This is a genomic window from Pseudomonas sp. Tof1 (genome assembly GCF_055390395.1).
The window spans coordinates 3,981,829-4,005,678 of record NZ_AP024344.1 but is presented as its reverse complement, the minus strand read 5'-3'; the positions used below and the strand labels follow the sequence as shown (position 1 = coordinate 4,005,678).

General features: G+C 64.9%; 20 protein-coding genes and 2 pseudogenes. 11 read left to right on the top strand and 11 right to left on the bottom strand.

The window, feature by feature from the left end; translation table 11 throughout:
• Nucleotides 1-3: 3 nt before the first annotated feature.
• The 4 genes from ACZ5KU_RS18085 to ACZ5KU_RS18070 are packed head-to-tail and all read left to right on the top strand — an operon-like array spanning nt 4 to nt 3,866.
• The gene (locus tag ACZ5KU_RS18085) at nt 4-1,131 is read left to right on the top strand and encodes an aminotransferase class III-fold pyridoxal phosphate-dependent enzyme (RefSeq protein ID WP_054059299.1); all 1,128 of its coding nucleotides are present in this window, start codon (nt 4-6) and stop codon (nt 1,129-1,131) included.
• Nucleotides 1,109-1,525 (top strand): aminotransferase class III-fold pyridoxal phosphate-dependent enzyme, encoded by a 417-nt coding sequence (locus ACZ5KU_RS18080; RefSeq protein ID WP_464735938.1) that lies wholly within the window; start codon nt 1,109-1,111, stop codon nt 1,523-1,525. The genes ACZ5KU_RS18085 and ACZ5KU_RS18080 overlap by 23 nt, the downstream gene beginning before the upstream one ends.
• A complete protein-coding gene (locus ACZ5KU_RS18075) occupies nt 1,444-2,448 on the top strand; it encodes an aspartate aminotransferase family protein (protein ID WP_464735937.1) in 1,005 nt (334 codons plus the stop codon). The genes ACZ5KU_RS18080 and ACZ5KU_RS18075 overlap by 82 nt, the downstream gene beginning before the upstream one ends.
• Nucleotides 2,449-2,450: 2 nt before the next feature.
• Nucleotides 2,451-3,866 (top strand): amidase, encoded by a 1,416-nt coding sequence (locus ACZ5KU_RS18070; RefSeq protein ID WP_464735936.1) that lies wholly within the window; start codon nt 2,451-2,453, stop codon nt 3,864-3,866.
• A 6-nt stretch (nt 3,867-3,872) separates the two neighbouring features.
• Here ACZ5KU_RS18070 and ACZ5KU_RS18065 read toward each other — a convergent pair.
• The 4 genes and pseudogenes from ACZ5KU_RS18065 to ACZ5KU_RS18050 form a co-directional block, all read right to left on the bottom strand.
• Nucleotides 3,873-4,783: pseudogene (locus ACZ5KU_RS18065) on the bottom strand (DMT family transporter).
• Nucleotides 4,784-4,936: 153 nt separating this feature from the next.
• A complete protein-coding gene (locus tag ACZ5KU_RS18060; RefSeq protein WP_054059274.1) occupies nt 4,937-6,127 on the bottom strand; it encodes a cyanate transporter in 1,191 nt (396 codons plus the stop codon).
• A gap of 159 nt (nt 6,128-6,286) precedes the next feature.
• A complete protein-coding gene (locus ACZ5KU_RS18055; RefSeq protein WP_054059275.1) occupies nt 6,287-6,508 on the bottom strand; it encodes a hypothetical protein in 222 nt (73 codons plus the stop codon).
• Between the two features lie 93 nt (nt 6,509-6,601).
• Nucleotides 6,602-7,323: pseudogene (locus tag ACZ5KU_RS18050) on the bottom strand (pirin family protein).
• 222 nt (nt 7,324-7,545) lie between these two features.
• Between ACZ5KU_RS18050 and ACZ5KU_RS18045 the strand changes: the two are divergent.
• Entirely contained in the window at nt 7,546-8,496 is a 951-nt protein-coding gene (locus ACZ5KU_RS18045; RefSeq protein ID WP_054059277.1) for a GlxA family transcriptional regulator, read from the top strand.
• Nucleotides 8,497-8,681: 185 nt separating this feature from the next.
• The gene (locus ACZ5KU_RS18040) at nt 8,682-10,133 is read left to right on the top strand and encodes an ATP-binding protein (protein WP_464735935.1); all 1,452 of its coding nucleotides are present in this window, start codon (nt 8,682-8,684) and stop codon (nt 10,131-10,133) included.
• On the opposite strand, the gene ACZ5KU_RS18035 is transcribed toward ACZ5KU_RS18040, so the two are convergent.
• Together ACZ5KU_RS18035 and ACZ5KU_RS18030 are read right to left on the bottom strand one after the other, a co-directional pair.
• Entirely contained in the window at nt 10,125-12,911 is a 2,787-nt protein-coding gene (locus ACZ5KU_RS18035; protein WP_054064536.1) for an ATP-binding protein, read from the bottom strand. The two genes, ACZ5KU_RS18040 and ACZ5KU_RS18035, sit on opposite strands and share 9 nt — an antisense overlap.
• Nucleotides 12,912-13,154: 243 nt before the next feature.
• Nucleotides 13,155-13,610: a helix-turn-helix domain-containing protein gene (locus tag ACZ5KU_RS18030; protein ID WP_054059280.1), complete on the bottom strand. Its 456-nt coding sequence runs from the start codon at nt 13,608-13,610 to the stop codon at nt 13,155-13,157.
• A gap of 260 nt (nt 13,611-13,870) precedes the next feature.
• Here ACZ5KU_RS18030 and ACZ5KU_RS18025 point away from each other — a divergent pair, with 260 nt between their 5' ends.
• The 4 genes from ACZ5KU_RS18025 to ycaC all read left to right on the top strand — a co-directional run bounded on the left by ACZ5KU_RS18025 (nt 13,871) and on the right by ycaC (nt 18,046).
• Nucleotides 13,871-14,794 carry a LysR substrate-binding domain-containing protein gene (locus ACZ5KU_RS18025; RefSeq protein WP_054059281.1) on the top strand — a complete coding sequence of 308 codons (924 nt, stop codon included), beginning with the start codon at nt 13,871-13,873 and terminating at the stop codon, nt 14,792-14,794.
• A gap of 250 nt (nt 14,795-15,044) precedes the next feature.
• The gene (locus ACZ5KU_RS18020) at nt 15,045-15,461 is read left to right on the top strand and encodes a DoxX family protein (protein WP_054059282.1); all 417 of its coding nucleotides are present in this window, start codon (nt 15,045-15,047) and stop codon (nt 15,459-15,461) included.
• A gap of 46 nt (nt 15,462-15,507) precedes the next feature.
• The gene (locus ACZ5KU_RS18015) at nt 15,508-17,346 is read left to right on the top strand and encodes an amidohydrolase (protein ID WP_054059283.1); all 1,839 of its coding nucleotides are present in this window, start codon (nt 15,508-15,510) and stop codon (nt 17,344-17,346) included.
• Between the two features lie 73 nt (nt 17,347-17,419).
• Nucleotides 17,420-18,046, top strand: a complete 627-nt coding sequence (ycaC, locus tag ACZ5KU_RS18010) for an isochorismate family cysteine hydrolase YcaC (protein WP_054059284.1) — start codon at nt 17,420-17,422, stop codon at nt 18,044-18,046.
• A gap of 105 nt (nt 18,047-18,151) precedes the next feature.
• Here ycaC and ACZ5KU_RS18005 read toward each other — a convergent pair whose 3' ends face one another.
• Nucleotides 18,152-19,171: an alpha/beta hydrolase gene (locus ACZ5KU_RS18005; protein ID WP_054059285.1), complete on the bottom strand. Its 1,020-nt coding sequence runs from the start codon at nt 19,169-19,171 to the stop codon at nt 18,152-18,154.
• A gap of 149 nt (nt 19,172-19,320) precedes the next feature.
• Between ACZ5KU_RS18005 and ACZ5KU_RS18000 the strand changes: the two genes are divergently transcribed.
• Complete coding sequence (locus tag ACZ5KU_RS18000) at nt 19,321-20,217, top strand: LysR family transcriptional regulator (protein ID WP_054059286.1); 897 nt, start codon at nt 19,321-19,323, stop codon at nt 20,215-20,217.
• A 39-nt stretch (nt 20,218-20,256) separates the two neighbouring features.
• Here the strand turns inward: ACZ5KU_RS18000 and ACZ5KU_RS17995 are convergent, their stop codons facing one another.
• From ACZ5KU_RS17995 to ACZ5KU_RS17980, 4 genes are read right to left on the bottom strand one after another with little or no spacing between them, the layout of a single operon-like run.
• Entirely contained in the window at nt 20,257-20,658 is a 402-nt protein-coding gene (locus ACZ5KU_RS17995; protein WP_054059287.1) for a hypothetical protein, read from the bottom strand.
• 2 nt (nt 20,659-20,660) lie between these two features.
• On the bottom strand, nt 20,661-21,395 hold the full coding sequence (locus ACZ5KU_RS17990; protein ID WP_054059288.1) for a hypothetical protein: 735 nt from the start codon (nt 21,393-21,395) through the stop codon (nt 20,661-20,663).
• Nucleotides 21,396-21,408: 13 nt separating this feature from the next.
• On the bottom strand, nt 21,409-21,774 hold the full coding sequence (locus ACZ5KU_RS17985; protein ID WP_464735934.1) for a penicillin acylase family protein: 366 nt from the start codon (nt 21,772-21,774) through the stop codon (nt 21,409-21,411).
• On the bottom strand, nt 21,666-23,825 hold the full coding sequence (locus tag ACZ5KU_RS17980; RefSeq protein WP_464735933.1) for a penicillin acylase family protein: 2,160 nt from the start codon (nt 23,823-23,825) through the stop codon (nt 21,666-21,668). Before ACZ5KU_RS17980 ends, ACZ5KU_RS17985 begins: the two co-directional genes overlap by 109 nt.
• Between the last annotated feature and the right edge of the window lie 25 nt (nt 23,826-23,850).

Here is a 23,850-nt window from a genome sequence, read left to right as displayed (position 1 = left end):
TTCATGAAAAATACTGACAAACAGATCATTACCGGCCAGTACGAGACCTATACCGACGGTGAGGGTCGCAAGATCATCGACTTGAGCGGCGGTTTCGGTTTCCAGGTACCTCAGGTGATCGAGGCCGTCAGCCGCCAGGCTGGCCTCATGGGGCTGTCCAATCGCGTGCTGATGTCCGAGCCGCTGATCGGCCTGTGCCGCACCCTGTCCGAGCTGTTGCCCGCGCCGCTGGTCAGCTCCTATGTCTGCAGTTCCGGGGACGAGGCGTTCGAAGGTGCGTTGAAACTGTGCAAGGGCCTCAAGCCCAAGGGCAACACCATCGTCTTCATCCAGGGCGGCGACTACGGCTCGTTGAGCTACGGGCGCTGCTTGAGCACATCGACGGACTATCAGGAAATCCAGCGTTTCCTCGGCTTCGAGCGGGTGGCGATCCAGCAGGTCGCCGACCTGGACAAGGTCGACTGGGCCGACTGCTTTGCGGTTTGCCATACCAGCACGGTGATCGACGAGGGCGGTCGCCTGCGGCTGATCGATCAGGCGCTGCTCGACCAGTTGTATGCCCGCGCCGCCAAGGCTTCGGCACCGGTGATCGCGGTCGATGTGCAGACCTGCCTGGGCAGCCTGGGCCAGCTGTTCGGCTTCCAGCGCTACCAGAACAGCCCGGACATCGTGGTGCTGGGCGGGGCGTTGGGCGGTGGGGCGATTCCCATCGGTACCTACACCTGTAGCGAAGAGATGGCCTACCAGGTCTATGGCCGCAGCAGCCCGGCGAAACACGGGAGCACCACTGCGGGCAATCCGATGGCCTGCCTGGCCGCGCTGACCGCGCTCGACTATGTGCGTCAGCATGACTGTGCCAGGCAGTGCCTGGATAACGGTCGGCTGCTGGCTCAGACGCTCGCTCCGCTGGGGGCGGTGGCCTACGGAGGCTGGGTCAGCCTGCCGCTGGCGGGCGATCTGAAACCGGCCCAATTGTGCCAGATCCTTTACGAACGCGGTGTCTACGTCACCGTGCCACGGGGCCGCGAACTGATTCTGCGGTGCCCGGTTACCGCGCGCCCCGAACCTGTCCAGCGTGCCGCCCAGATCATCAAGGAGACTCTCAGCCATGTCCTTAACTCTGCCGCATGAACAACTGCTGGACGATTGCCAGCGCCACTGGAGCGCCTCGGCAGCCAAGCTCTACCGCCTGGGCAAGACCAGCGTCGAGCAGCACACCGACGGTATCTACGTCACTGACCATGCCGGCAAGCGTTTCATCGACTGTGCCTGCAGTTATGGCGTGTTCATCGTCGGCCATCGCAACCCGCTGGTGCGCGAGCAGGTGCAGAACCAGCTGAACCGCATGGCCTGGGTCCCGGAAGGACGTGTGCACCCGCTGCAGCATGCCTTGTCCGAGCGCCTGCGGGATGTGGTGCCGGGCGAATGGGGGATGTCCAGTACATGGTTTCGGGCGCCGAGGCCATCGAACAGAGCCTGCGTTATGTGCTCAAGGTACAGAGCAACCGCCGCGGCATCGTGGTGATGGGCGACTCCTACCACGGCAAGACGCTGGCGGCGATGAGCATCCTTGGCCAGCAACAGCACCATCGCAGCTATGGCACCCATGCCCCACAGGTGACCTACGTGCCGTACGGCGACTTCGCCGCCCTGCAGAAAGCGGTGGGCGAGGGCGTGTGCGCGGTGTATGTCGAGCCGATTCTCGGGGGGGCGCACCTGCAGGTGCCGCCGGTGGGCTACATGGCCAACATCCGCGCCTTGTGCGATGCGACCGAGACCCTGCTGGTGGCCGACGAGATCCAGACCGGCTTCGGCCGTTGCGGCAAATGGTTCGCGGTGCAGTATGACGACGTGGTGCCGGACATCATGATCCTCTCCAAGGGCCTGACCGGTGGCTACACCTCGTTCGCCTGCGCCATGTACAGCCAGCGGCTGAGCCGGCAGTTCCCGCTGGCCGAGATCGAACCCGACCAGCGCACCAATGGCGGCCATCCGGTGGCCTGCGCCTCGGCGCTGGCGGCCATCGACTACATCGAGGAGCACGACCTGGTCGAGCAGTCGCGGATCAACGGCGGCCTGCTGCGCCATGGCCTGCAACGACTGGCCGAGCGCTATCCGGCTATCATCGAGGATGTCCCGGGGGTGGGCCTGATGACCGGCCTGCGTCTGCGCGGTTCGGTGTATGAGGCACTGATGAGCATGGAACTGGGCAAGCGCGGTATCCATGCCGGGCATTCGATGAATGAAAAGGCCCGGCGTCCGGTGCTGCGTTTCTACCCGCCACTGAACATCACGCCCGAGGCCCTGCGCCATGTGCTGACCATGACCGAGGAGGCGCTGGAAGCCATCGCCCGGCGGCCAAGGCTGGGGATCAAGGCGTTCTCCCTGGTGGTGCGCAACATGTATCAGATCCCCAACAAGCTGCTGCGCAGCAAGGCGGAGGGGTGAGCATGTTCAATCCGGATACCCTGACCCTGCGGGAAATGGCCGGTCTGCTGCGCCGCGGCGCGCTGACCAGCGTCGAGCTGCTGGAGTTCTATCTGCAACGCATCGCCGAGCGCAACCAGGCGATCAATGCCGTGATTCAGCTCGAGTCCCTCGACGAGTTGCTGCGCCAGGCCCGGGAAGCCGATGAACTGGCCAGCCGCGGCAGGTTTCTCGGCCCTCTGCACGGGGTACCGCTGACGATCAAGGATGTCTGCCACGTGCGCGGCTTCCGCATGTCGCGCGGCCTGGAGGAACTGCTCGGCGAGCCCAGCCGGCAGGACGCCACGGTGGTCGCGCGGCTGCGCGAAGCCGGTGCGATCATTCTCGGCATCACCAACGTGCCCGAGCTGTGCATGGCCTTCGAAACCGAGAACCTGTTGTACGGGCGCACGCTCAATCCCTACGATGCCCAGCGTTCCGCCGGTGGCAGCAGCGGCGGTGAGGCGGCGGCCATCGCCGCCGGTTGCTCACCGGCCGGGCTGGCCTCGGACGCCTGTGGCAGCGTGCGGATTCCGGCGCATTTCAACGGTATCTGCGGGCTCAAGCTGACCCAGGGGCGGGTGCCCCTGACCGGCCAGTTCCCCAACGACCGCTCCGGGCTGTTCCACCTGACCTCGGCGTTTGGCGTGATGGGCCGCTATGTCGACGACCTGGCGCTGCTCGGGCCGTTGATCAGCGGGGCCGACGGCCAGGATCCGGATACGGTCGATGTGCCGTTCGCCCAGAGCAAACCCCTGGGCGAGCTGCGGGTGGCACTGTCCTGGGAGTCCAGCCGGACCCGGGCCAGCGCCGCGGTGAAAGAGGTGCTGCAGCGCGTCGAGGCCTGCCTGCAAGGTGTGGTCGCCGACGTGAGTCCGGCGCTCCCTTCGATGCTCGACGAAGCCTGCGATATCCTCTGGCGGGTGTTCATCACCGGCGCGGACGCCGGCCGTGGCTGGCAGAAACTGTTCCAGGCCATGGGCAAGCAGGCCTATACCCCGGCCACGGCGGAACTGGTTCGGCGCAGTGAGCAGGTCGAGTTGAGCGTGGATGAGCTCAAGCGTGACTGGATCGCCATCGATACCTTCCGCTACCAGTTGGCGAAGTTTTTCGCCGAGCACGACCTGTTCATCTGTCCGGTGTACCCGGACGTCGCCTTCGCCCATGGCGAGTCGCTGGAAGACCGCGATCGCTACGCTTTCGTGTTCCCGTTCAGCCTGTCGGGTTCGCCGGCGGTGGTCATTCGCGCCGGCCATGATCCCGACACCGGCCTGCCGATCGGCATCCAGCTGGTGGGGCCGCACTGGCAGGAAGCGCGTCTGCTGGCGGTGGCGGCGTTCCTTGAGCGTCAACTGGAACGCTGGGCCCCGGTGGCGCCCCGGGGCACCGTCCTGCGCTGAGGTTTCTCAGGCCAGGACCGGCTTGGTGCTACGGCTGCCCAGCACCAGTGCGCCCATGCCGACACCCACCAGCACGGCACCGACGGCTTCCACCAGCGTCGGTTGCTGGCCCAGCCAGAACCAGTGGAACAGGGTCACGAACAGGGTATTGAGGTAGACATAGGAAATCACGGTCGACGGGGCGATCACCCCGATGGCCCGATGCAGCAGCCAGAAGGTCGCCAGGGTGCCAAACAGCGCCAGGTACACCAGCCAGAACAGATCCCGCCCCGTCAGCAGCGCACCGCTGCGCCAGCCACCGCTGAATACGCAGAACACCAACAGAAACAGCGAGCCGAAGAGCATGTTCCAGAAGGTCATCGCCACCGGGTCGCGTCCTTTGAGCACCTTGTTCTTGAAGCGCTGGCTCAGGGGCGAGTAGAGCGCCATCGCCAGGCAGCCGATGATGAAGACGATCACCGGGTAGGGGCGGGCAACTCGCCCGGAGCGGCCCCCTTGAGAATCAGCAGCACGGCGCCCACCGCGGCGAGCGTCATCGGCAGCAGGCGCGCCCTGAGGCTGGCGCTGGGCAACAGAAAGGCCTCGAAGCCCAGGGTCATCAGCGGCACCAGGGTGTACAGCGTCGCGGTGTTGACCGCCGTGGTATAGCGCAACGCCTCGAACAGCGAACCGAAATACGCCGCCAGCAGCAGGCCCAGCACGGCGTGGGCCAGCAGGCCCCTGGCGGTCAGCGCAGACTTGTTGTTCAGAAGCAGCAGCGGCAGGAACAGCAGCGCGGAAAACAGCAGGCGCAACCCGGTCAGCAGGATCGGGTCAATCGATTGGCCGACTTCGGCGGCAGCGAAGAATGACGCAGCGATCAGCAGCGCCCAGATCAGCATGCCCCAATGTGCGGCAGCGAAACCGACTTGTTTCATGAGTTTCTCCAGGAATGAGGGTGAGTGGCCCGGGTGGGCGAATGCCCCGTGCCCGGTTTGAACAGGGACAGACGGGGCAGGGGGGTGTCGCAGCAGAAGAGGCGGTCCTTTCAAGCCATGCCGGGCGACCTGGCTTGAAAGGACCGTCGATGACTAGCGGATATGCTGGGCGTAATGCTTGGGGTTGAACCGCAGCACCATCAGGATCATCACGGCCATCACCGCGGCCAGCGACCACCAGGCCCATTCGAAGCTGCCCAACTGGTCGCGGATCACCCCGGCGATCAGCGGCGACAGGCCGGCGATCAGGTAGCCGATGCCCTGCACGAAGGCGGTCAGGCCACCGGCGCGGCGGGGGTCTTCCAGGTGATCGAGGGAGACGATCAGGCTCATCGGGAACAGGCCGCCGATACCCAGGCCCAGGAGGCAGGGCCAGAGCAGGGTGAAGTGTTGCGGGCTGAGGATCAGGCCACAGAAACCGGCGATGATCAGCCCCAGCAATACGGCCAGCACCAGGCGCCGGTCCTGGCTGCGGTTGGCCAGCGCCGGGGTGACCAGGCCGGACACCACTTCCATGGCGGTCAGCAGGCCCAGCAGCAGGCCGGCGCTCTGTTCGCTCCAGCCTTTCTCCACGTAGTAGGGGGCCAGCCAGGCCAGCACGCAGGTATAGGACGCCGTGCCGAGGCCGAAGAAAATCGCCAGCAGCCAGGCCCGCGAGTTACCGGCGAACGACTCCTGCCGGGTTTTGCCGGGCGCCTGTGGCAAGGCCGGTACCGCCGAGCGCTGGGCGTACCAGATGACCAGCGCCACCAGCGCCAGCAACGCCCAGATCGCCAGGCTGATGCGCCAACTGCCGGTCTGGGCCAGGACGAAGGGCGAGAACGAAGCCGCCACCGCCGCGCCGCCCATGATCGAGGTGACGTACACCCCCATGAACAGCGAGACGTTGTTGCTGAAGCGTGACTTGATCAGCGCCGGCATCACCGCCTGGATCAGGGCGATCCCGAGGCCGGCCAGCACCGCACTGAGGATCAGCTCGGTGGTGCTGTTCAGGTACAGCCGCGAAGCGGTGGCCAGGCCGATCACCAGCAGCGACACGACGATGGTGCGGTGTTCGCCGAAGCGCAGGGCCAGGCGCATGCCGAGAAACATCGCCAGGCCCATGGCCATGACTGGCAACATGGTCAGCAGGGCGGCAGCACTGAAGCTGAGTGGGATATCACCGCGAATCGCCGAGAGCAGCGGGCCGACAGCGGCCATCGAGGGCCGCAGATTGAGCGCGACCAGTACCACGCTGACCATCAGCCAGACGGCATGAGCGCTTGAAGCTCTAACGTTTTCCATGTGGGAGCCTTCCATGACAAAGCTCCAATTAGGCCACCGCTTGTCGACAGGGGCAATTTGAAAAACTAATGGGGGCGATTGAAAAATTAGGTGGATACCGGGTTGACGGTACCCACCGGCAGGCGCCTGGCAGGCGTTCGGCCCCGTCCTGCCTGGTCGTCATGACGGGTCGAGCGGTATGCGCCGCAGCCGGCCGGTCAGGGGCGCGTTGCCTTGGTCTGGCATGGGCAGCGAGCGCCCGGACAGTCCCATGCCCGCGCAGACGATCACCGCTCCCGGCACCGGGCACAGGTTGGAGGGGGTATCCAGCTGACGAGCGAGCACACTGACCGTGGCGGCTTGCAGGTTGCAGCTCAGCATGCCACGGGCGATGCCGAACACAACCAGCGGTCTGATGCCACAAGCGCGGGCCTGCGGGTAGCCGGCCCATGGGTACGGCCCGAGGGCAACAGGCCCCCGGGCTGTCGATTGGCCTCATGGCATTTGCGGCAGTTCTTCGGGGCGCAGGTCGAACACCAGCACTTCGGCATCCACGCCATTGGCCAGGGTCAGCAGGCGTTCCTGACGAACCCGCACGCCGTCACCGGTCTGCAGCACCAGGCCGTTGAGCTCGACGCTGCCGCGGGCGACGTGGACATAGGCGTAACGGTTCTCGGCCAGTTCCAGGCTGGTGCTTTCCTTGCCATCGATCAGGCCGGCATAGACCCGCGCGTCCTGGCGGACCTTCAACGAGCCCTGGTCGCCATCGGGGAGATGATCAGGGCCAGACGGCCACGCTTCTGTTCTTCGCTGAAATGCTGCTGCTGATAACGCGGGGTGGCGCCACTGACGTCGGGCACGATCCAGATCTGCAGGAAGTGCACCAGCTCGTCGTGGGAGTGGTTGAACTCACTGTGGGCCACGCCGGTACCGGCGCTCATCAGTTGCACGTCGCCGGGGCGGATCACCGAACCGGTGCCCAGGGTGTCCTTGTGTTCCAGGGCCCCTTCGAGCACATAGGAGAAAATCTCCATGTCCCGGTGCGGATGCTGGCCGAAGCCCTTGCCGGCCGCGACGCGGTCATCGTTGATCACCAGCAGGTCGGAAAAACCCTGCTCGTTGAGGTTGCGATAGTTGGCAAAGGAAAAGGTGTGGAACGACTTCAACCAGCCATGGTTGGCAATGCCGCGGTCGGAAGCTGTACGAAGCGTGAGCATGATGAATTCTCCTTGGGGGACGTGGATTCGTCCGAGTGAGGAGCAGCTTAATGTTTACTCATCAGTTCAATAAGTAGATGGAAATTGAAAGACCGTCTCTCTCCAGTTGACAGTCTGGGTCGCCCCTCCTGTATCCTTGCCATGCACCACAGTCGCGCCGGGTAGCCATCCCCGGGTGATCGTGTGGGCGCTCCCCGTTGAAAGTGAAGTGATGTCCAAGCAATGAAAACCGTGGCTATGGTGCTGTTTCCTGACTTTCTGCTGCTCGACATGGCCGGGCCCATGGAGGTGTTCTCCATGGCCAACCGCTACCTCAAGCCCGCTGACCACTATCAGCTCCTGACCATTGGCAGCGAACCGGGAGCGTTGCGCGCCTCCAACGGCGTGCGCGTCCAGGCCGACCAGGGCCTCGACCAGCCGCCTTCGGCCTACGACCTGCTGCTGGTCCCGGGCGGTCCCGGTGGCTACAACCGGACCCATCCGCAATTGGTCGACTGGCTGCGGCAGGCGGCCGAAAAGGCCACCAGCTATGGTTCGGTCTGCACCGGGGCCTTTGTGCTGGGGCATGCCGGTCTGCTCGACGGCCACCGTGTCACCACCCACTGGAACTACACCGAGCGCCTGGTCAAGGCCTTTCCCGCGGCCATGGTCGAGACCGATCGGATCTACCTGCGCGATCGCAGGCTGCTGACCTCCGGTGGTGTCACCGCCGGTATCGACCTGGCGTTGGCGGTGGTGGCCGAGGACCACGGCAAGAAGGTCGCCCAGGACGTGGCGAAGGTCCTGCTGGTGGTGATGAAGCGTCATGGCGGGCAGGCGCAGTTCAGCCCGCTGACCGCGGCGGTCGCACCGCAGCAGACGCCGGTGACCCGGGTGCAGAACCATGTGCTCGAACACCTCGACGAAGCGTTCAGCATCCAGAGCATGGCTGCCCTGGTGAACATGAGCCCACGCCATTTCTCGCGCATGTTCCTGCGCGAGACGAACATGACGCCCATGGCGTTCGTCCAGAACGCCCGCATCGATTACGCCCGGAGCCTGCTGGAAAGCACCGACCTGCCGCTCAAGACCGTGGCCTACAAGAGCGGTTTCGGCAGCGTGCGACACATGCGTTTCCTGTTCGGTGAAAAACTCGGGCTGACCCCCATCCAGTACCGCGAGCAGTTCAGCTGAGGCACGTTTGTCCGCCTCGCGCACCGGGAAGTCCGTAACGCTCCCCCAGGGACGGTTGTTCCGTCACCCATGCCTGCCAAGATGGATGCGGATATTTCGCAAGGGAGGTGTGGGTCCGCTGGAACACTTCGCGCGTCGGCTCTGGCCACGTCGATGTCGGGGCCGGCTCGGGCCCGCGAGTATAGATGAACAGCCTCAGACAATGGGCGGGCGATGCGCTGCTGCGCTTTGGCCCCTATGCCTTTCACCTGCGCCAGCGACTGGTCCTGGAAGGCGAGCGACCGCTGCGCATGGGTGGCCGTGCGCTGGATATTCTGCAGGTGCTGCTCGAACAGGCGGGCAGTGTGGTCAGCAAGGACGAACTGATCGCCCGTGTCTGGCCGACCTCGGTGGTCGAGGAAATCAACCTGCGTGTGCACATTGCCGCCTTGCGCCGGGCCCTGGGTGACGGCGAGGGTGGTCAGCGCTACATCATCAACGTTCCGCAGCGCGGCTACAGCTTCATTGCCTCGGTGCAGCGCGAACAGGCGGCGTTGCCGGTCCTGCTGGAAACCGCACTCAGGCCCCAGCACAATCTGCCGGCCCGGCTGACGCCGGTGACCGGACGCGATTCGCTGGTCGGCAGCCTGGTGCGTCAGTTGCCGGTGCGGCGCTTCATGACCCTGACCGGACCGGCCGGTGTCGGCAAGAGCACCACCGCGCTGCGGGTCGCCGAACTGCTGTTGCAGCACTACCGCGATGGTGTGTGGATGATCGACCTGGCCACGCTCGAGGATCCGGCGCAGGTGGTCGGGCAACTGGCGCGCAGCCTGGAACTGGACAACGACCTGAACGGCCTGGCCGAACGGCATACCCTGGTGGTGCTGGACAACTGCGATCAGTTGCGTGACGACTGCCGGGCCCTGACCGGGCGGTTGCTGGCGGCGGCACCGCGGCTGTCGCTGCTGGTCACCAGCCGCGAGCCGCTGGCGGCCTGCGATGAATACGTACAGCGCCTGCCCCCCCTGGCGGTGCCACCGGCGTCGGCACTGCACAGCGTCGAGCAAGCCATGGGCTACTCGGCGGTGCAATTGTTCGTCAGTCGGGCCCGGGCTTGCCAGCAGGGCTTTTGCCTGCGCGAGCGGGATCTGCTCGCGGTCCGCGATATCTGTCGCCGGCTCGACGGTCTGCCGCTGGCGATCGAGCTGGCGGCAACGCAGATCGGCGCATTGGCGCTGGTGGGCCTGCAGGCCCAGCTCGACAACTGTTTCCAACTGCTGACCCAGGGCCGCCGAACCGCCGAGCCGCGCCACCGGACGCTCAAGGCGGCGCTGGACTGGAGCTACGAGCGCCTGGCACCGCCGGAACGCATCCTGTTGCAGCGCCTGGCGGTCTTCAAGATGGGCTTCACCGTGGAGGCGGCCATCGCGGTCGTTGGCTTTGAACCGCTGGAACCGGCGCAACTGCCGCCATTGCTGGCCAGCCTGACCGACAAATCGCTGCTGGGAGTGGAGCAGGGCAGCGGTGCGCCGCGTTACCGCCTGCTCAACACCACCCGCACCTATGCGCTGGAGCAGTTGCAGCGTAGCGGGCACCAGCGCCTGGTGGAGCAGCGCCATGTCGAGTATCTGGGGTGGGCGCAGCGGGTCTCAGGCTGACCGGCGTGGCTCCAACTGATCGAGCAGTTGCACAGCCACGAGCAGGTCGGGTGTCTCGCCGCCTTCGCTGAACCGCCGATGGACCGCCGCCAGCAGTTCGTGGGCCGGGCAATAGCGACCCTGCTGCTGCCATAGCCGTGCCAGCGAGGTGGCACTGCGCAGTTCCCAGGCCAGGGCACCTTGCGCCCGGGCTATGTCGATGGCCTTGAGCAGCATGGCTTCGGCGGCTTCCAGGTGATGCTGTGCCAGCAGCTTTTCGGCCTGGGCGCGCAGGATCTCCGCGCAGCTCCAGCCGGCCGCACCGCTTTCGGCGCGTTCGAGCAACGCGTCGTCGACCAGGCGGCGGTCGAGGGTCACCAGGATCTCCTTCACCAGGCCGCTGCTGGCCGGGATCAGGGTGACCGGTGTTTGCTTGTCGATCACCTGGGCGTAATGCCGGCCCCAGTTCTGGAACAGCGCGACCGAGTGCTTCTGCGCCTGGCCCAGCAGCGTCTGCAGCAGTTCCCGGGCGGTTTCGGTGTCGCCGTTGCAGTAGGCGATCGGGCAGCCGGCCAGCGCCAGGGTGTAGCAGATCGAGGTGCCATGATTGACCTGCAGGGCGAGGTCCAGTGCCTGCCGGGCGGTGCGCCAGGCCTGCTGAGGCAGGCCCTGCAGCCAGAGGATGCGTGCCAGGACGGTCAGGGCGGCGACGCCCTGGTCGTACTGCACGCCAAAGTCGCGGGTGAAACGGTTGACGTGATCGCTGTGGGCCAGGCGCTGCAGTACCTGTTCGGCGAGCTCCCGGGCCAGGTGCTGGTCGCCGGAATAGTGCAGCGCCAGCACCCGCAGGCGCTGGGTGCCGAGCGACAGCGGGGTATCGCCCAGCGCCAACTGGTCGAACTGCCGGCTCAGTTCCAGGGCCAGCCGGTAGTTGCCGTTGCTGAGGTTGGCGGTCATGTGCCCGGACACCGCCTTGAGCTGGCCGCCGAGTTCGCCATGGTATTCGGCCAGGGCCTGGGCGCTGCTGAAGGTGTCGATGGTTTCGCTGCTGCCGCCCTGGCTGTGGTAGCAGGCGTTGCCCAGGGCCAGCTTGAGCGCGATGGTCAGGCGTGGGCAGGGATCGGCCGTCCTTTCGAGCAGCTTGAGCGCCTTGCGCACATGGTCGCCGTGTTCCTTGGGCAATGACAGCTCCTGCCACAGGGGCGCCGAGGCGGCCGCCAGGCGGATTGCCAGGCTTTGCGGGCCCTGGGGCCCCAGCCCCCAGTCCAGCGCCGCGCGCAAGTCTTCCAGGCCGCGGGCGTAGCGCTCCAGCCAGCGTTCGGTAGCGGTGTGTTCCCACTCGACCTGGGCCTGTTCCATCAGGGCCAGGCAGCGTTCGGCGTGGCGCCTGCGGGTTCCCGGCAACTCGCAGGCCAGGTCGAGTTTTTCCAGGGCGTAGTGGCGGGTGGTGTCGAGCAGCCGGTAGAACACCTCTTCGTCACCCACCTCGACGTTCAGCAGCGACTTGGCCACCAGTTGCGTGATCGAGGCGAACACCTCACCGGCTTCGACGTTCGCGCCCCTGATCACCGCGGTGGCCGAATCCAGGGTGAAGCTGCCGCGGAACACCCCCAGCCGACGCAGGCAGGTCTGCTCGTTGGCGGTCAGCAGTTGGTAACTCCAGTCCAGGGTGGCGCGCAGGGTCTGGTGGCGGCCCAATGGCGTCTGGCCGCCTTGGGCCAGCAGGCGAAAGCTGTCCTGCAACTGCGTGAGCAGGCCGTCCAGGCCGAGGTCGTCGACCTGGGCGGCGGCCAGTTCGATGGCCAGTGGAATGCCGTCCAGGCGGCGGCAGATCTCGATGGCCTGGGGCAGTTGCTCCCGGGTCAGTTCGAAGCTGTCCTGGCTGGCCATGGCCCGCTCGACGAACAACTGCAGGGCGGGGAAATCCAGGGCCCGGGCGTGGTCCTGGGCGGCTGCCGGCGGCGGGCAGTCGAGCGAGTCCAGACGCTGCACGAACTCGCCTTCGGCTCGCAGGCTCTCGCGGCTGGTGGCCAGGATATGCACCTGCGGGGCGCCCCGCAGCAGGCTTTCGCACAGCGGCGCGACGGCGTCGAGCAGGTGTTCGCAGTTGTCGATCACCAGCAGCATCTGCCGTTCGCGCAGGCAGGCGACGATGCTGGCGGTGGGGTCCGTCTCCTGCACGGGAATTTCCAGCAGCGTCGCCAGATGCGTGGCGGCCAGCGCCGGATTGTCGAGCGGGGCCAGGTCGAGCAGGCGAATGCCGTCCCGATAGCGGCCGATCAGTTGCTCGGCGACGCTCAGCGCCACGGTGGTCTTGCCGATGCCGCCGGGGCCGACCAGGGTGATGAAGCGCTGGTACGAGAAGTGCCGGAGCATGGCGGCGAGCAGCGCCTGGCGACCGATCATGCGGGTCCGGCGTATCGGCAGGTTGTGGCTGGCCGGCGCGGCGCCTTGCGGCTGTTGTTCGAGCAGGCCCCGCTGGCAGGGGGCGACGAAGCTGTAGCCGCGCTGGGCCACGGTGACGATGTAGCGCTGCCCGGCCTGGCCGTCGCCCAATGCCTTGCGCAGCGCGGCGATGTGCACCCGCAGGTTGATGTCCTCGACCACGCTGTCGGGCCAGACCCGGGCCATCAGCTCCTGCTTGCTGACCAACTGCCCGGCGTGCTCGAGCAGGATCAACAGGATGTCCATGGCCCGCCGCCCCAGTCGCAGAGGGCGGTCGCCCTCCAGAATCAGGCGTTGTCCGGGATAGGTTCGATAGGGGCCGAAACGCACGGCCTGCTCGAGTGAAAGGGTCAACGGGTCACTCCTGCTCGCTTTTTCTTCTGATCGTCCTCCGTGGTTCGTCGACGGAGGCGGCGGATGATCCGGGGCGCACGCAAGGCCCTGTCCATCACGCAATATCCGTGCATATTCCTCAGGTTTTGGCGGTTGTGCAATGTAGTGGCAGGTTGCCCCTGGCCGCCGGGGCAACTGCCATCCGTTTCACGACGGATGACCGGCAGGGTGTGGCGGCGAGGGGCAGGGCGGTGGAGCTCGGGATTACCGGGCGCAAGGCTTCTCGACATAGCACAGGTGGCGCTCACCCCGTCGGGCAGGCCTGTCGGCCAACTGTTGGCAGCGCCAGGCGAACGGGTTGATCCCCTCACTTCGCGTGAAGATGTGGCAGAAGTACGCCTGGTCGCAGAACCCGCAGTCCAGGCTGATCTGCGTCAGGCTCAGGTCGGTCTCGCGGATCAGGTGCTTGGCCCGCTCGATCCGCTGCTGGCGAATCCAGTCCTGGGGCGAGAGTCCGGTGCTGCACTTGAAGGCCCGGGAGAAATGGCTGCGCGACAACGAGCAGGCGCGGGCCAGCTCGCTGATCTCCAGGGTTTCGCTCAGGCGCTCGAGGATCAGTTGCTTGACCAGGTTTTCCCGCCAGGGCGACAGGCCGCCGGTGGTGGAATTGCGGGTTTCGCTGGCACAGGGCGCAGCGGCGATGTGCTGTGTTTGAACCATGGCCAAAGTCCGTGTCGAGGTGAGGGGCGCTGGCGCACAGCACGTCGAGTCAGCACCGTCCCACGGGAAATACAGGTAGGGGTTGAGGTCACCATTGTTGGACGAGGGCCGTTAAGGGGCGAGTTAAACGTTGTTAATTCCGTGTCCGGCCAGGGTGTGGCGCAAGGCTGGCAACTGAGCACATGCTTTCAAGTATAGAAGGTGGGCGCCGATGGATACTGGAGGATCGCCCCCGGCTGACCGATGAGGAGACTGTGCCGATGAACCGAAACGACCTGCGCCGCGTCGACATGAACCTGCTGGTGATTTTCGAAGCCCTGATGTTTGAAAAGAACCTGACCCGGGTCGCGGAAAAGCTCTTCATGGGCCAGCCGGCCGTGAGCGCGGCCCTGGGCCGCCTGCGCGACCTGTTCGACGACCCGCTGCTGTTGCGCAACGGCCGCGGCATGGAGCCGACGGCACGGGCCCTGGCGATTCTCAAGGAACTGCAGCCGGCCATGGACACCATCTCCGGCGCGGTCAGCCGGGCCAAGGATTTCGATCCGGCGACCAGTCGCGACGTGTTTCGCATCGGCCTGTCCGATGATGCCGAGTTCGGCCTGTTCCCGCCGTTGCTGAGCCAGTTGCGCGAGGAGGCGCCGGGGATCATCGTCGTGGTGCGCCGGGCCAACTACCTGCTGATGCCGTCGCTGCTGGCCTCCGGGGAGATCTCCGTCGGCGTGAGCTACACCACCGACCTGCCGGCCAACGCCAAGCGCAAGATGCTGCGCGACATTCCCTGCAAGGTGCTGCGTGGCGACGACCGCCCGGGCCCGCTGACCCTGGACGAGTACTGCGAGCGGCCCCATGCGATGGTGTCGTTCTCCGGCGACCTGAGCGGCAACATCGACCTTGACCTGGCGAAGATCGGCCGCACCCGCCGGGTGGTACTGGGCGTACCGCAGTTCAGCGGGTTGCGGGCGTTGCTGGCGGGGACCGAGATGATCGCCACCGTGCCCGACTATGCCGCCTGCGCCCTGGTCGAAGGTTGCGCCCTGCGCGCCGAGGACCCACCGTTCGAGATCGATGCGGCGCAACTGTCGATGGCCTGGAGCGGCGTACATGACAACGACCCGGCCGAACGCTGGCTGCGTTCGCGGATTGCGCAGTTCATGTCCGCGCCACTGAACATCCCCGCGCCCTAGAGGGCCTTCGCCGATGAGTCCCCCACAAGGCCAGCGCCGCTCTCAAGGCATGCGCTGCGTGGCAGTCGGATTCATCCGCGAAGAGGCCATCGAGCCTTGCCCGGGCTCTCGACGGCCGCCATGACAGCCTGAACACCGCTTCTCTGGAAAGAGAGCACGTACATTCAATTTTTCCGCAGCCCGCCCCCGCACTATCGGTAAACAGTCCGGCGTCCCGACGCCGGTGGTTTCTCTTGGTGATGGGTGGATCATGAACGCTTCGTGCTGGAATGAACGGGCGCAGGCCCTCGGCTTGCTATTCATGCGCGTCAGCGCCGCGGTGTTTCTGCTCTGGGTCCATGGCCTGCCGAAACTGCTGCACTACAGCGCCGAGCTGCAGAACATCGAAGACCCTTTCCACTTGGGCGCGAACCTGACCCTGCTGCTGGCGATCTTCGCCGAAGTGTTCTGCCCGCTGCTGATCATCGCCGGCGTACTGGTACGCCTGGCCTGCTTGCCTATTCTCTGTGTATTGCTGGTGGCACTGGTGTTCGTGCACCCGGAGTGGACCCTCGCCGAAGGCCAGTTCGCCTGGCTGCTGCTGATCCTCTTCACCAGCCTTTTCATCGCCGGTCCCGGACGACTGGCGCTCAACGATCGTTTCGCCGGGATCTGGCGCATTGCCTGAGCCGCTGGCGAGCCTTTTCCATTTCTACCCTGACGAAGGAGACGCGATGAACGCCGATCTGATTCTGTTCAATGGTCAATTCCATACCGTTGACCGTGAAAAACCCCGGGCCAGCGCCGTGGCCATCCGTGAAGGCCGCTTCGTGGCGGTCGGCACCGATGCCGAGGCCATGGCCTTTCGGGGTGCGGGCACCCAGCTCATCGACCTCAAGGGGCGTTGCGTGATTCCGGGTCTGAACGACTCGCACCTGCACCTGATCCGTGGCGGCCTGAACTACAACCTCGAACTGCGCTGGGAAGGCGTGCCCTCGCTGGCCGATGCCCTGCGCATGCTCAAGGACCAGGCCGACCGCACGCCGACGCCACAGTGGGTGCGCGTGGTCGGCGGCTGGAACGAATTCCAGTTCGCCGAAAAACGCATGCCGACCCTGGATGAGCTCAACCAGGCCGCGCCTGACACTCCGGTGTTCGTACTGCACCTGTACGACCGTGCCTTGCTCAACCGCGCCGCCCTGCGCGTGGCCGGCTATACCCGTGACACGCCGAACCCGCCGGGTGGCGAGATCGTGCGTGACAGCAACGGCGAGCCGACCGGCATGCTGGTGGCCCGGCCGAACGCGATGATTCTCTACTCGACCCTGGCCAAGGGGCCCAAGCTGCCGCTGGAATACCAGGTCAACTCGACCCGCCAGTTCATGCGTGAGCTCAACCGCCTGGGCCTGACCAGCGCCATCGACGCCGGCGGTGGCTTCCAGAACTACCCCGATGACTACCAGGTGATCGAGCAGTTGGCCAAGGACGGGCAACTGACCGTGCGCATCGCCTACAACCTGTTCACCCAGAAACCCAAGGAAGAACTGGCCGACTTCAAGAACTGGACCGGCAGCGTCAAGCTGCACCAGGGCGACGACTTCCTGCGGCACAACGGGGCCGGCGAGATGCTGGTGTTCTCCGCCGCCGACTTCGAGGACTTCCTCGAGCCGCGTCCGGACCTGCCGGCCAGCATGGAGGCCGACCTGGAACCGGTGGTTCGCCACCTGGTCGAGCATCGCTGGCCGTTCCGCCTGCACGCCACCTACAACGAATCCATCAGCCGCATGCTCGACGTGTTCGAGAAGGTCAACCGCGACATTCCGTTCAACGGCCTGCCCTGGTTCTTCGACCATGCCGAAACCATCACCCCGCAGAACATCGAGCGGGTGCGGGCGCTGGGCGGCGGTATCGCGATCCAGGACCGCATGGCGTTCCAGGGTGAGTACTTCGTCGATCGCTACGGTGCCAAGGCCGCCGAAGCCACGCCACCGATCAAGCGCATGCTGGCCGAAGGCGTGCCGGTCGGTGCCGGTACCGATGCCACCCGTGTCTCCAGCTACAACCCGTGGACCTCGCTGTACTGGCTGGTCAGCGGTCGCACCGTGGGCGGCCTGTCGCTCTATGAGGAAGGCCTGTCCCGGGCCACCGCCCTGGAACTGTTCACCCACGGCAGCGCCTGGTTCTCCTCCGAACAGGGCAAGAAAGGCCAGATCAAGGTCGGGCAACTGGCCGACCTGGCGGCCTTGAGCGCCGACTTCTTCAGCGTCGAGGAAGAAGCCATCAAGTGGATCGAGTCGGTGCTGACCGTGGTCGGCGGCAAGGTGGTATACGCCGCCGACGACTTCGAGAAGCTCGGCCCGGGCAGCCTGCCGGTGCTGCCGGACTGGTCGCCGGTGGCCAAGGTGCCGGGGCACTGGCGTCCGAATGCGCCGATGCAGGCGCAGGTCCACCTGTGCAGCGGCCCTTGCGCCGTGCACGCCCACAGTCATGAGCGGGCCCGTCAGTCGAACGTGCCGGTCAGCGACTTCCAGGGCTTCTGGGGCGCCTTCGGCTGTTCCTGCTTCGCCTTCTGATTTCCCACCCTACGGCGCCGGTCGATCCGACCGGCGCCCCTTCACCTCGCTGTCTAATAGATGGAGCCTCGAAATGAGCAACGTTCCCTACAAACGCCTGGACAAGAATGACGCGGTGGTTCTGCTGGTCGACCACCAGACCGGCCTGATCTCGCTGGTGCAGGACTTCTCGCCGAACGAGTTCAAGAACAACGTGCTGGCCCTGGCCGACTGCGCCAAGTTCTTCAACCTGCCCACCATCCTGACCACCAGCTTTGAACAGGGTCCCAACGGCCCGCTGGTGCCGGAACTGAAAGAAATGTTCCCGGATGCGCCGTACATTGCCCGTCCAGGCCAGATCAACGCCTGGGACAACGAAGACTTCGTCAAGGCGATCAAGGCCACCGGCCGCAAGCAACTGATCATCGCTGGCGTGGTGACCGACGTTTGCGTGGCGTTCCCGACCCTGTCGGCCTTGGCTGAAGGCTTCGACGTGTTTGTGGTGACCGATGCTTCCGGTACCTTCAACGACACCGTACAGCAGGCTGCCTGGAACCGCATGACCCAGGCCGGCGCGCAGATGATGAACTGGTTCGCGGTGGCCTGTGAGCTGCACCGTGACTGGCGCAACGACATCGAAGGCCTGGGCAACCTGCTGTCGCAGCGGATCCCCAACTACCGCAACCTGATGAACAGCTACGCGGCGCTGACGGCCAAGTAAGCTTTTTGCTTCAACGCAAAACCCGCCGCAACGAGTGCGCTCGTTGCGGCGGGTTTTTCTGCATGGGAAGGGTCATCCTTGACCGCACGTTTTTCGTCTGAGTCCTTACTTGAGGTGGGTCTTGAGTTCCAGGGCTGCCTGACGCATCGCCGCTTTCACCTCAGGAATGCCGTTCAGCGGGTTGAGCAGGCCGAAGTCATGGATCATGCCGTTGTAGCGCACGCTGGTCACCGGCACACCCGCCGCGTCCAGGTGACGGGCATAGGCTTCGCCCTCGTCGCGCAGCACGTCGAACTCGGCGGTCTGCACCAGCGCCGGCGGCAAGCCGCGAAGCTGTTCGGTGCTGGCCCGCAGGGGCGAGGCGTGAATCTGGGCCCGCTCGGCGCTGTCGGTGGTGTAGTTGTCCCAGAACCACTTCATCATGCCCTTGGTCAGGAAGTGGCCCTCGGCGAACTGCTGGTACGACGGCGTTTCGAAGCTGGCATCGGTTACCGGCCACAACAGCAGCTGGAAGCGCAGTTGCGGGGTTTTGTGTTCCTTGGCCATCAGCGCCACGACCGCCGCCATGTTGCCGCCGACGCTGTTGCCGGCCACCGCCAGGCGCTTGCTGTCGATCCCGATGTCCTGGCCGTGCTCGGCGACCCATGCGGTCGCGCCGTAGGCCTGGTTGATCGCGGTCGGGTAGTGCGCTTCCGGCGACGGGGTGTAGTCGACGTAGACCGCCACCGCACCGGAGTCGACCACCAGGTCGCGGATCAGCCGCTGGTGAGTCGGGAAGTCACCCAGTACCCAGCCGCCGCCGTGGAAGAACATGAAGGCCGGCAGCGGGCCCTTGACCTTGGCCGGACGGACGATCTTCAGGGTGACGGGTTGACCGCCCACCTGGATCGAACGCTCGCTGACTTCGATACCCGAGAGGTCGACCTTCACCGAGGCCTGCGCGCCGGTCAGGACCGCACGGGCATCACGTGGGCTCAGTTGCTCCAGGGGCCCGCCACCGCCGGCGGCGAGGGCATCGAGGAACGCCTGGGTGTTGTGTTCGACGCCGGGGCTGCCGGCAGCGAAGGCCTGGCCGACGCTGAGGGCGAGGAGGGTGGTGGTCAGGGTCTTTTGTACGATGTTCATGGTGAAATCCTTTTGATTTGATTGATCTGCGTCAAGGGCGTTTGGCGACCGACTCAGTGGCTGTCGCTGCAACGTGTGAACAGATTAATGGGATGCCAGAACACGAAAAAGCGGCTATAAAGCGTTTTACTGTCAACCAAGGGGTGACAATGAACCCGTTCGAAGATATGCGTATTTTCTGTCAGGTGATGGACTCCGGCAGCTTTACCGCCGCTGCCGACCAGTTGGGCCTGTCCAAGCAGTTCGTCAGCCGGCGTCTGATGCAACTCGAAGAGCGCCTGGGCGTGCGGCTGCTCAACCGTTCGACCCGGCGCCTGGATGTCACGCCCCTGGGGCAGAGCTACTACGAGTCGGCCTTGCGTCTGCTGGGCGAGGTCGAGCAGGTGGAGCAGGGTATCGCCGGCCAGACCGCCGAGCCCCGTGGCACCATTCGGCTGAGCGCACCGCTGTCGTTCGCCCTGGCGCACCTGGGCTGCCTGCTGCCACCGTTTCTGCAGCGCTATGGCGAAGTCAGCGTCGAGGTCGATCTCAGTGACCGGCCGGTGGACCTGCTCGGCGAGGGCTACGACCTGGCGCTGCGGATCGGTACGCTGGAAGATTCGTCACTGATCGCCCGCCGTATCGCCAGCATCGACCGGGTGTACTGCGCCAGCCCCGAGTACCTGGCCGAGCACGGCACGCCGCTCAAGCCTGACGATCTGCATTTCCATGACTGCCTGCCCTATGGCCACGGTCGCCAGGTGCAATGGCGTTTCACCGGACCGGGCAAGCCGGTGGTGGTCAACGTCACCGGGCGGATGCGGGTCAACAACGGCGAACTGCTCCGGGACGCCGCCATTTCCGGAATGGGCATCACCTACCTGCCGATCTTCATCGTCGGGGCGGCGCTGGAGGATGGCCGGCTGGTGCCGGTGCTGAATGAGCTGCGTCCCGAGCCGCTGGTGCTGTCGGCGGTGTATCCGCAGCATCGCCAGGCTTCGCGGCCGGTGCAGGCGTTCATCGAGTTTCTGCGTGAGCGCCTGGACCGCATCGAGGGCCGGCTCTAGTGGCCTGTACGGCGATCAACGACACAGGCCACCAGTCCCTCACGAAGGGCGCGTTCGAAAGGGCCGCCTGGAGTCCTCGAACCAATAGACCGTCGTGAAGTAGCCCCAGCCGATCAGGAGTGAGGGCGCGATCGTCAACAGCACGTTGGGCGTGCCCGCCTGCATGTGAACCGCTGCCGACAGGCTGCTGAACAGGCTCACCACGGCCAGTGGCACCAGCGCGCGTCGAACCCGCAAGGGCCAGCCGGCACACATTCGCGCCAGCCTGAACATCAGCGACAGCGCGACCAGCGTCGAGCCATAGCTGATCAGCCCTTGAATGGCCGCCGCCAGGCCCATCGCGGCCATGCCGTGATCGGCGTTGGAGATCGCCGCCAGCGAACCATAGAACATGGCCGCCGGCAGTGCCGAGAGCAGGAGGGATCGCGTGTTCGCTCCCATGGCTATCGGATGATCTTTTCTTTGACGAACCACTCCGAGTCGGGTTGCAGCGCCACCACGCAGAGGATCTGGTCCGAGTAGGTGACGTGCCGGATGAAGTGCGCGTTGGTCACCTCATCGCTGGACATGTCCATCTTCGGGAAGAAGTTGGGCGCGACCGAACTCTGGCCACCGGGGATGACCCCGGTGTTCACATCCAGCACCAGGTCCTTGGACAGTGAGCGAACGATCTCCAGCGCCAGTGACGACATCTCGGCATCCTGCACCTCAAGGCGCAGGTCGGGGTAGAAGCGGGCCGACGGGACCCGTGCGGACATGACCCGGAACATGTTGTAGACCACCGGGTTGTAGGTCTTGGCCACGATCAGGCGCGGCAGGCCGATGGATTGGATGACGTTTTTCAGAAAGAACTGATTGAGCTTCTTGAACAGCGTCGAGCCCCGGTACTCATCGGCGATCATCGCCGTCCACAGATAGAGGAACGACGATGAGCCGAATGGCAGGCTTTTCGCCCCGATGATCCCCACCACCCGCTCGCTTTCCGAGTCGATGGCCAGCGCCAGGTGCTCGTAAGTGTCGAAGATACCGGGCTGGTTGCCAAAGTATTGCCTGACATCGTATTCGGGCATTCCCCGTTGCAGATCCTCGACGATCTTGACCTTGAAGCTCTCCGGGAAATTACGGCCGACAACCGAGTAATCCAGGTCCCAATCCGTGCTGCTTGTCTGTCTGTTCATAGGCGACCTTGATTCAGAGTTTGTTGTCTGGGAGAAATTTGAGTGCATGGTTTTCGGACGTCTGTGTCGACGGCTGGATCCTGATGTAGTCGCCGCGTGCCCAGAGCCTGTTCATGTCCACATAACCGTTGAATTTGATGCCGGTGTTGGAAGAGGACAGGATGTAGCGGGAGTTATCGAGGTTCGACAGGTCGGCCACCATCCTGAAGGTGGCGGCAATGTTGGTGTTGAACGGGTTGGCCGGATCGCTGTAGTTGTAGCGGCCGACGTTCACCGTGAAATTGTCGCCCCCAGGTTGTTGCGGTTGTCGAAGAACCAGGCCATGGGGCTTTTGTGCAGGGGCACATGTTCTCCAACCGCGGCGTGCGCGCGCCCCCATTTCCAGCCGCTGACGTCAGCACCGTATTTGTCCCGGATCTGTTGCAGCGACAGGTTCAGGGAGGCCAGCAGCACCTGCTGGCAATGGTCATCGGCCCCACACCAGAAACCCTGGTCGGCCTTCCCGCTCAGCACCAGGTTGAGAAAGGCATCGTAGTTGCGCTGGTTCCAGCCGGCGGCCAGCAGTTCCTTGCCGATTTTCGGCTCCAGTAACGCCTGGGTGAGGTTCTTCACCCAGTAGGCGGCGATCAATGGCGCTGCCGACTCAGGATCGGAGTCGAACCGCCAGGCCTTGAGCAGGTTCAATTGCTCCGGTTTCGACGCCAGCCCGTCGAGGGGTGCGAGCATTTTCGGCAGCAGGTCGGCCAGGGACGACGAGTAGCGATCGAGCTGGATATCGGTGGAGGTTTGCAGGGTATGCGGTGCACGCTCCTTCAACAGTGCCATGATGCGGTCGTAGCGATAGGGCAGGACCCAGTCATGGCCGAAGTTGAACGCATAGTTGTCGGGCACGATGCGGTTGTTGGCGGTGGCGATGTAGCCGCTGGCCGGGTTGAACTGCCTGGGCTTTGCCGCTTCGGGCACATAGCCGGTCCAGTCGTACTTGGCTTCCCAGCCCGGCGCGGGGCCCTGGCCGAGGAGGTCGTCGTCCTGCGCCTTGACCGGTACCCGGCCGGCGGACACATAGCCGATGTTGCCGGCCGTGTCCCCATAGACCATGTTCTGCGGCGGCAGGCCGAAATCGGCGGAAGCCTGCAGGAACTGCGGCCAGTTCTGCGCGTGGTTGATGCCCAGGATGCTGTCGAAGGTCTTGTCGTTGGGATCCAGCCCGGTCCAGGCCAGGGCGATGACCACGGATTTCCTGTCGCCGATGGCCTGCTGCGCGGGCTGGTAGATATCGCTGATGACCGGGCCGTGCCGGGTGTGGCGCACCGACAGGGTAATCGGTGCCGCCCCCTTGACATTGATCTGCTCCTGCACCACCCGGAATGGCTGGTAGGTCGAATCCGAGGACAGGTACAGATTGCTGTCCGACGGATTCAGCTTCTCCAGGTACGCATCCTGGACGGACGAGCCGGTGTTGGTGTAGCCCCAGGCGATCTTCCTGTTGTGTCCGATCACGAACAGGGGCGCCCCGGCATAGGTGGCTCCCACCAGCGCCGAATCGGGTGTCTCCAGGGCTGCCAGGTAAAACAGCGCCGGGTTGGTCAGGCGCAGGTGCGGATCGTTGGCCAGGATCGGCTTGCCCGATACGGTATGGTCGCCGGCAATCACCCAGTTGTTCGAGCCGACACCCTCGACGTTCGAGGGCGGCAGCTTGTCCAGCAGGGCCAGGCCCGTGCCGGACGCGTCCAGGTTGTTGTACAGCGCGGCATAGTCGCGGGTCTTGACCGGCGCACTGTCCGGGTAAGGGGCGAACACCTCGTTGATCTGCGCGACGCTGAGGTTTTTCGACAGCGACAGGCGTTGCAACTGCATGCCGAGGTTGGAGCTCAGGGTCCACGAAAACAGCAGGTGCAGTGCGACGGAGTCCGAAGGCTCCCAGTGCCGGGGCGCCGGGGAGCGGGTCAGGGAAAACTCCACCGGCAGGCGATCGCCAAACTTGTCGATGAAGAAATTCACCCCGTCGCTGTAGCTGCGCAGAATGTCCTGGGTCTGCGGCTTCAGTTGCTGAAAGATCAGCTCGGCGTTTTTCCTGAAGCCCAGCGTCCGGGCAAATTTATCCATCTCCACTGTCGAGCTGCCAAAGGTCTCCGACAGGGTGCCGCTCGCGTAATTCCTGCTGAACTGCATCTGCCACAGCCGATCGCGGGCATGGCTGTACCCCAGCAGGAAATACGCATCGCGCTCGTTGGCGGCCTTGATGTGTGGAACGGCGTTGGCATCCCAGGCGATACTGCCTTTATCGGAAATACCCTTCGGTACTTCCAGGACGCCGGTCTCGAACACATTGGACAGCGTGATGTTGTGCATTACATACATCACGCCGGCCGTGGCGACGGCGAATGTGCCGAAAACGCCATAGAGCATTATTTTTACCGATGTTTTCATGACATCCCACTTCCCGGATCAGTGA

Bases quoted from the DNA above. Each gene is read 5' to 3' on its own strand.
- ACZ5KU_RS18085 (WP_054059299.1), top strand. From the start codon at position 4: ATGAAAAATACTGACAAACAGATCATTACCGGCCAGTACGAGACCTAT.
- ACZ5KU_RS18080 (WP_464735938.1), top strand. From the start codon at position 1,109: ATGTCCTTAACTCTGCCGCATGAACAACTGCTGGACGATTGCCAGCGC.
- ACZ5KU_RS18075 (WP_464735937.1), top strand. From the start codon at position 1,444: ATGGTTTCGGGCGCCGAGGCCATCGAACAGAGCCTGCGTTATGTGCTC.
- ACZ5KU_RS18070 (WP_464735936.1), top strand. From the start codon at position 2,451: ATGTTCAATCCGGATACCCTGACCCTGCGGGAAATGGCCGGTCTGCTG.
- ACZ5KU_RS18060 (WP_054059274.1), bottom strand. From the start codon at position 6,127: ATGGAAAACGTTAGAGCTTCAAGCGCTCATGCCGTCTGGCTGATGGTC.
- ACZ5KU_RS18045 (WP_054059277.1), top strand. From the start codon at position 7,546: ATGAAAACCGTGGCTATGGTGCTGTTTCCTGACTTTCTGCTGCTCGAC.
- ACZ5KU_RS18040 (WP_464735935.1), top strand. From the start codon at position 8,682: ATGAACAGCCTCAGACAATGGGCGGGCGATGCGCTGCTGCGCTTTGGC.
- ACZ5KU_RS18030 (WP_054059280.1), bottom strand. From the start codon at position 13,610: ATGGTTCAAACACAGCACATCGCCGCTGCGCCCTGTGCCAGCGAAACC.
- ACZ5KU_RS18025 (WP_054059281.1), top strand. From the start codon at position 13,871: ATGAACCGAAACGACCTGCGCCGCGTCGACATGAACCTGCTGGTGATT.
- ACZ5KU_RS18020 (WP_054059282.1), top strand. From the start codon at position 15,045: ATGAACGCTTCGTGCTGGAATGAACGGGCGCAGGCCCTCGGCTTGCTA.
- ACZ5KU_RS18015 (WP_054059283.1), top strand. From the start codon at position 15,508: ATGAACGCCGATCTGATTCTGTTCAATGGTCAATTCCATACCGTTGAC.
- ycaC (WP_054059284.1), top strand. From the start codon at position 17,420: ATGAGCAACGTTCCCTACAAACGCCTGGACAAGAATGACGCGGTGGTT.
- ACZ5KU_RS18005 (WP_054059285.1), bottom strand. From the start codon at position 19,171: ATGAACATCGTACAAAAGACCCTGACCACCACCCTCCTCGCCCTCAGC.
- ACZ5KU_RS18000 (WP_054059286.1), top strand. From the start codon at position 19,321: ATGAACCCGTTCGAAGATATGCGTATTTTCTGTCAGGTGATGGACTCC.
- ACZ5KU_RS17995 (WP_054059287.1), bottom strand. From the start codon at position 20,658: ATGGGAGCGAACACGCGATCCCTCCTGCTCTCGGCACTGCCGGCGGCC.
- ACZ5KU_RS17990 (WP_054059288.1), bottom strand. From the start codon at position 21,395: ATGAACAGACAGACAAGCAGCACGGATTGGGACCTGGATTACTCGGTT.
- ACZ5KU_RS17985 (WP_464735934.1), bottom strand. From the start codon at position 21,774: ATGGGGGCGCGCGCACGCCGCGGTTGGAGAACATGTGCCCCTGCACAA.
- ACZ5KU_RS17980 (WP_464735933.1), bottom strand. From the start codon at position 23,825: ATGAAAACATCGGTAAAAATAATGCTCTATGGCGTTTTCGGCACATTC.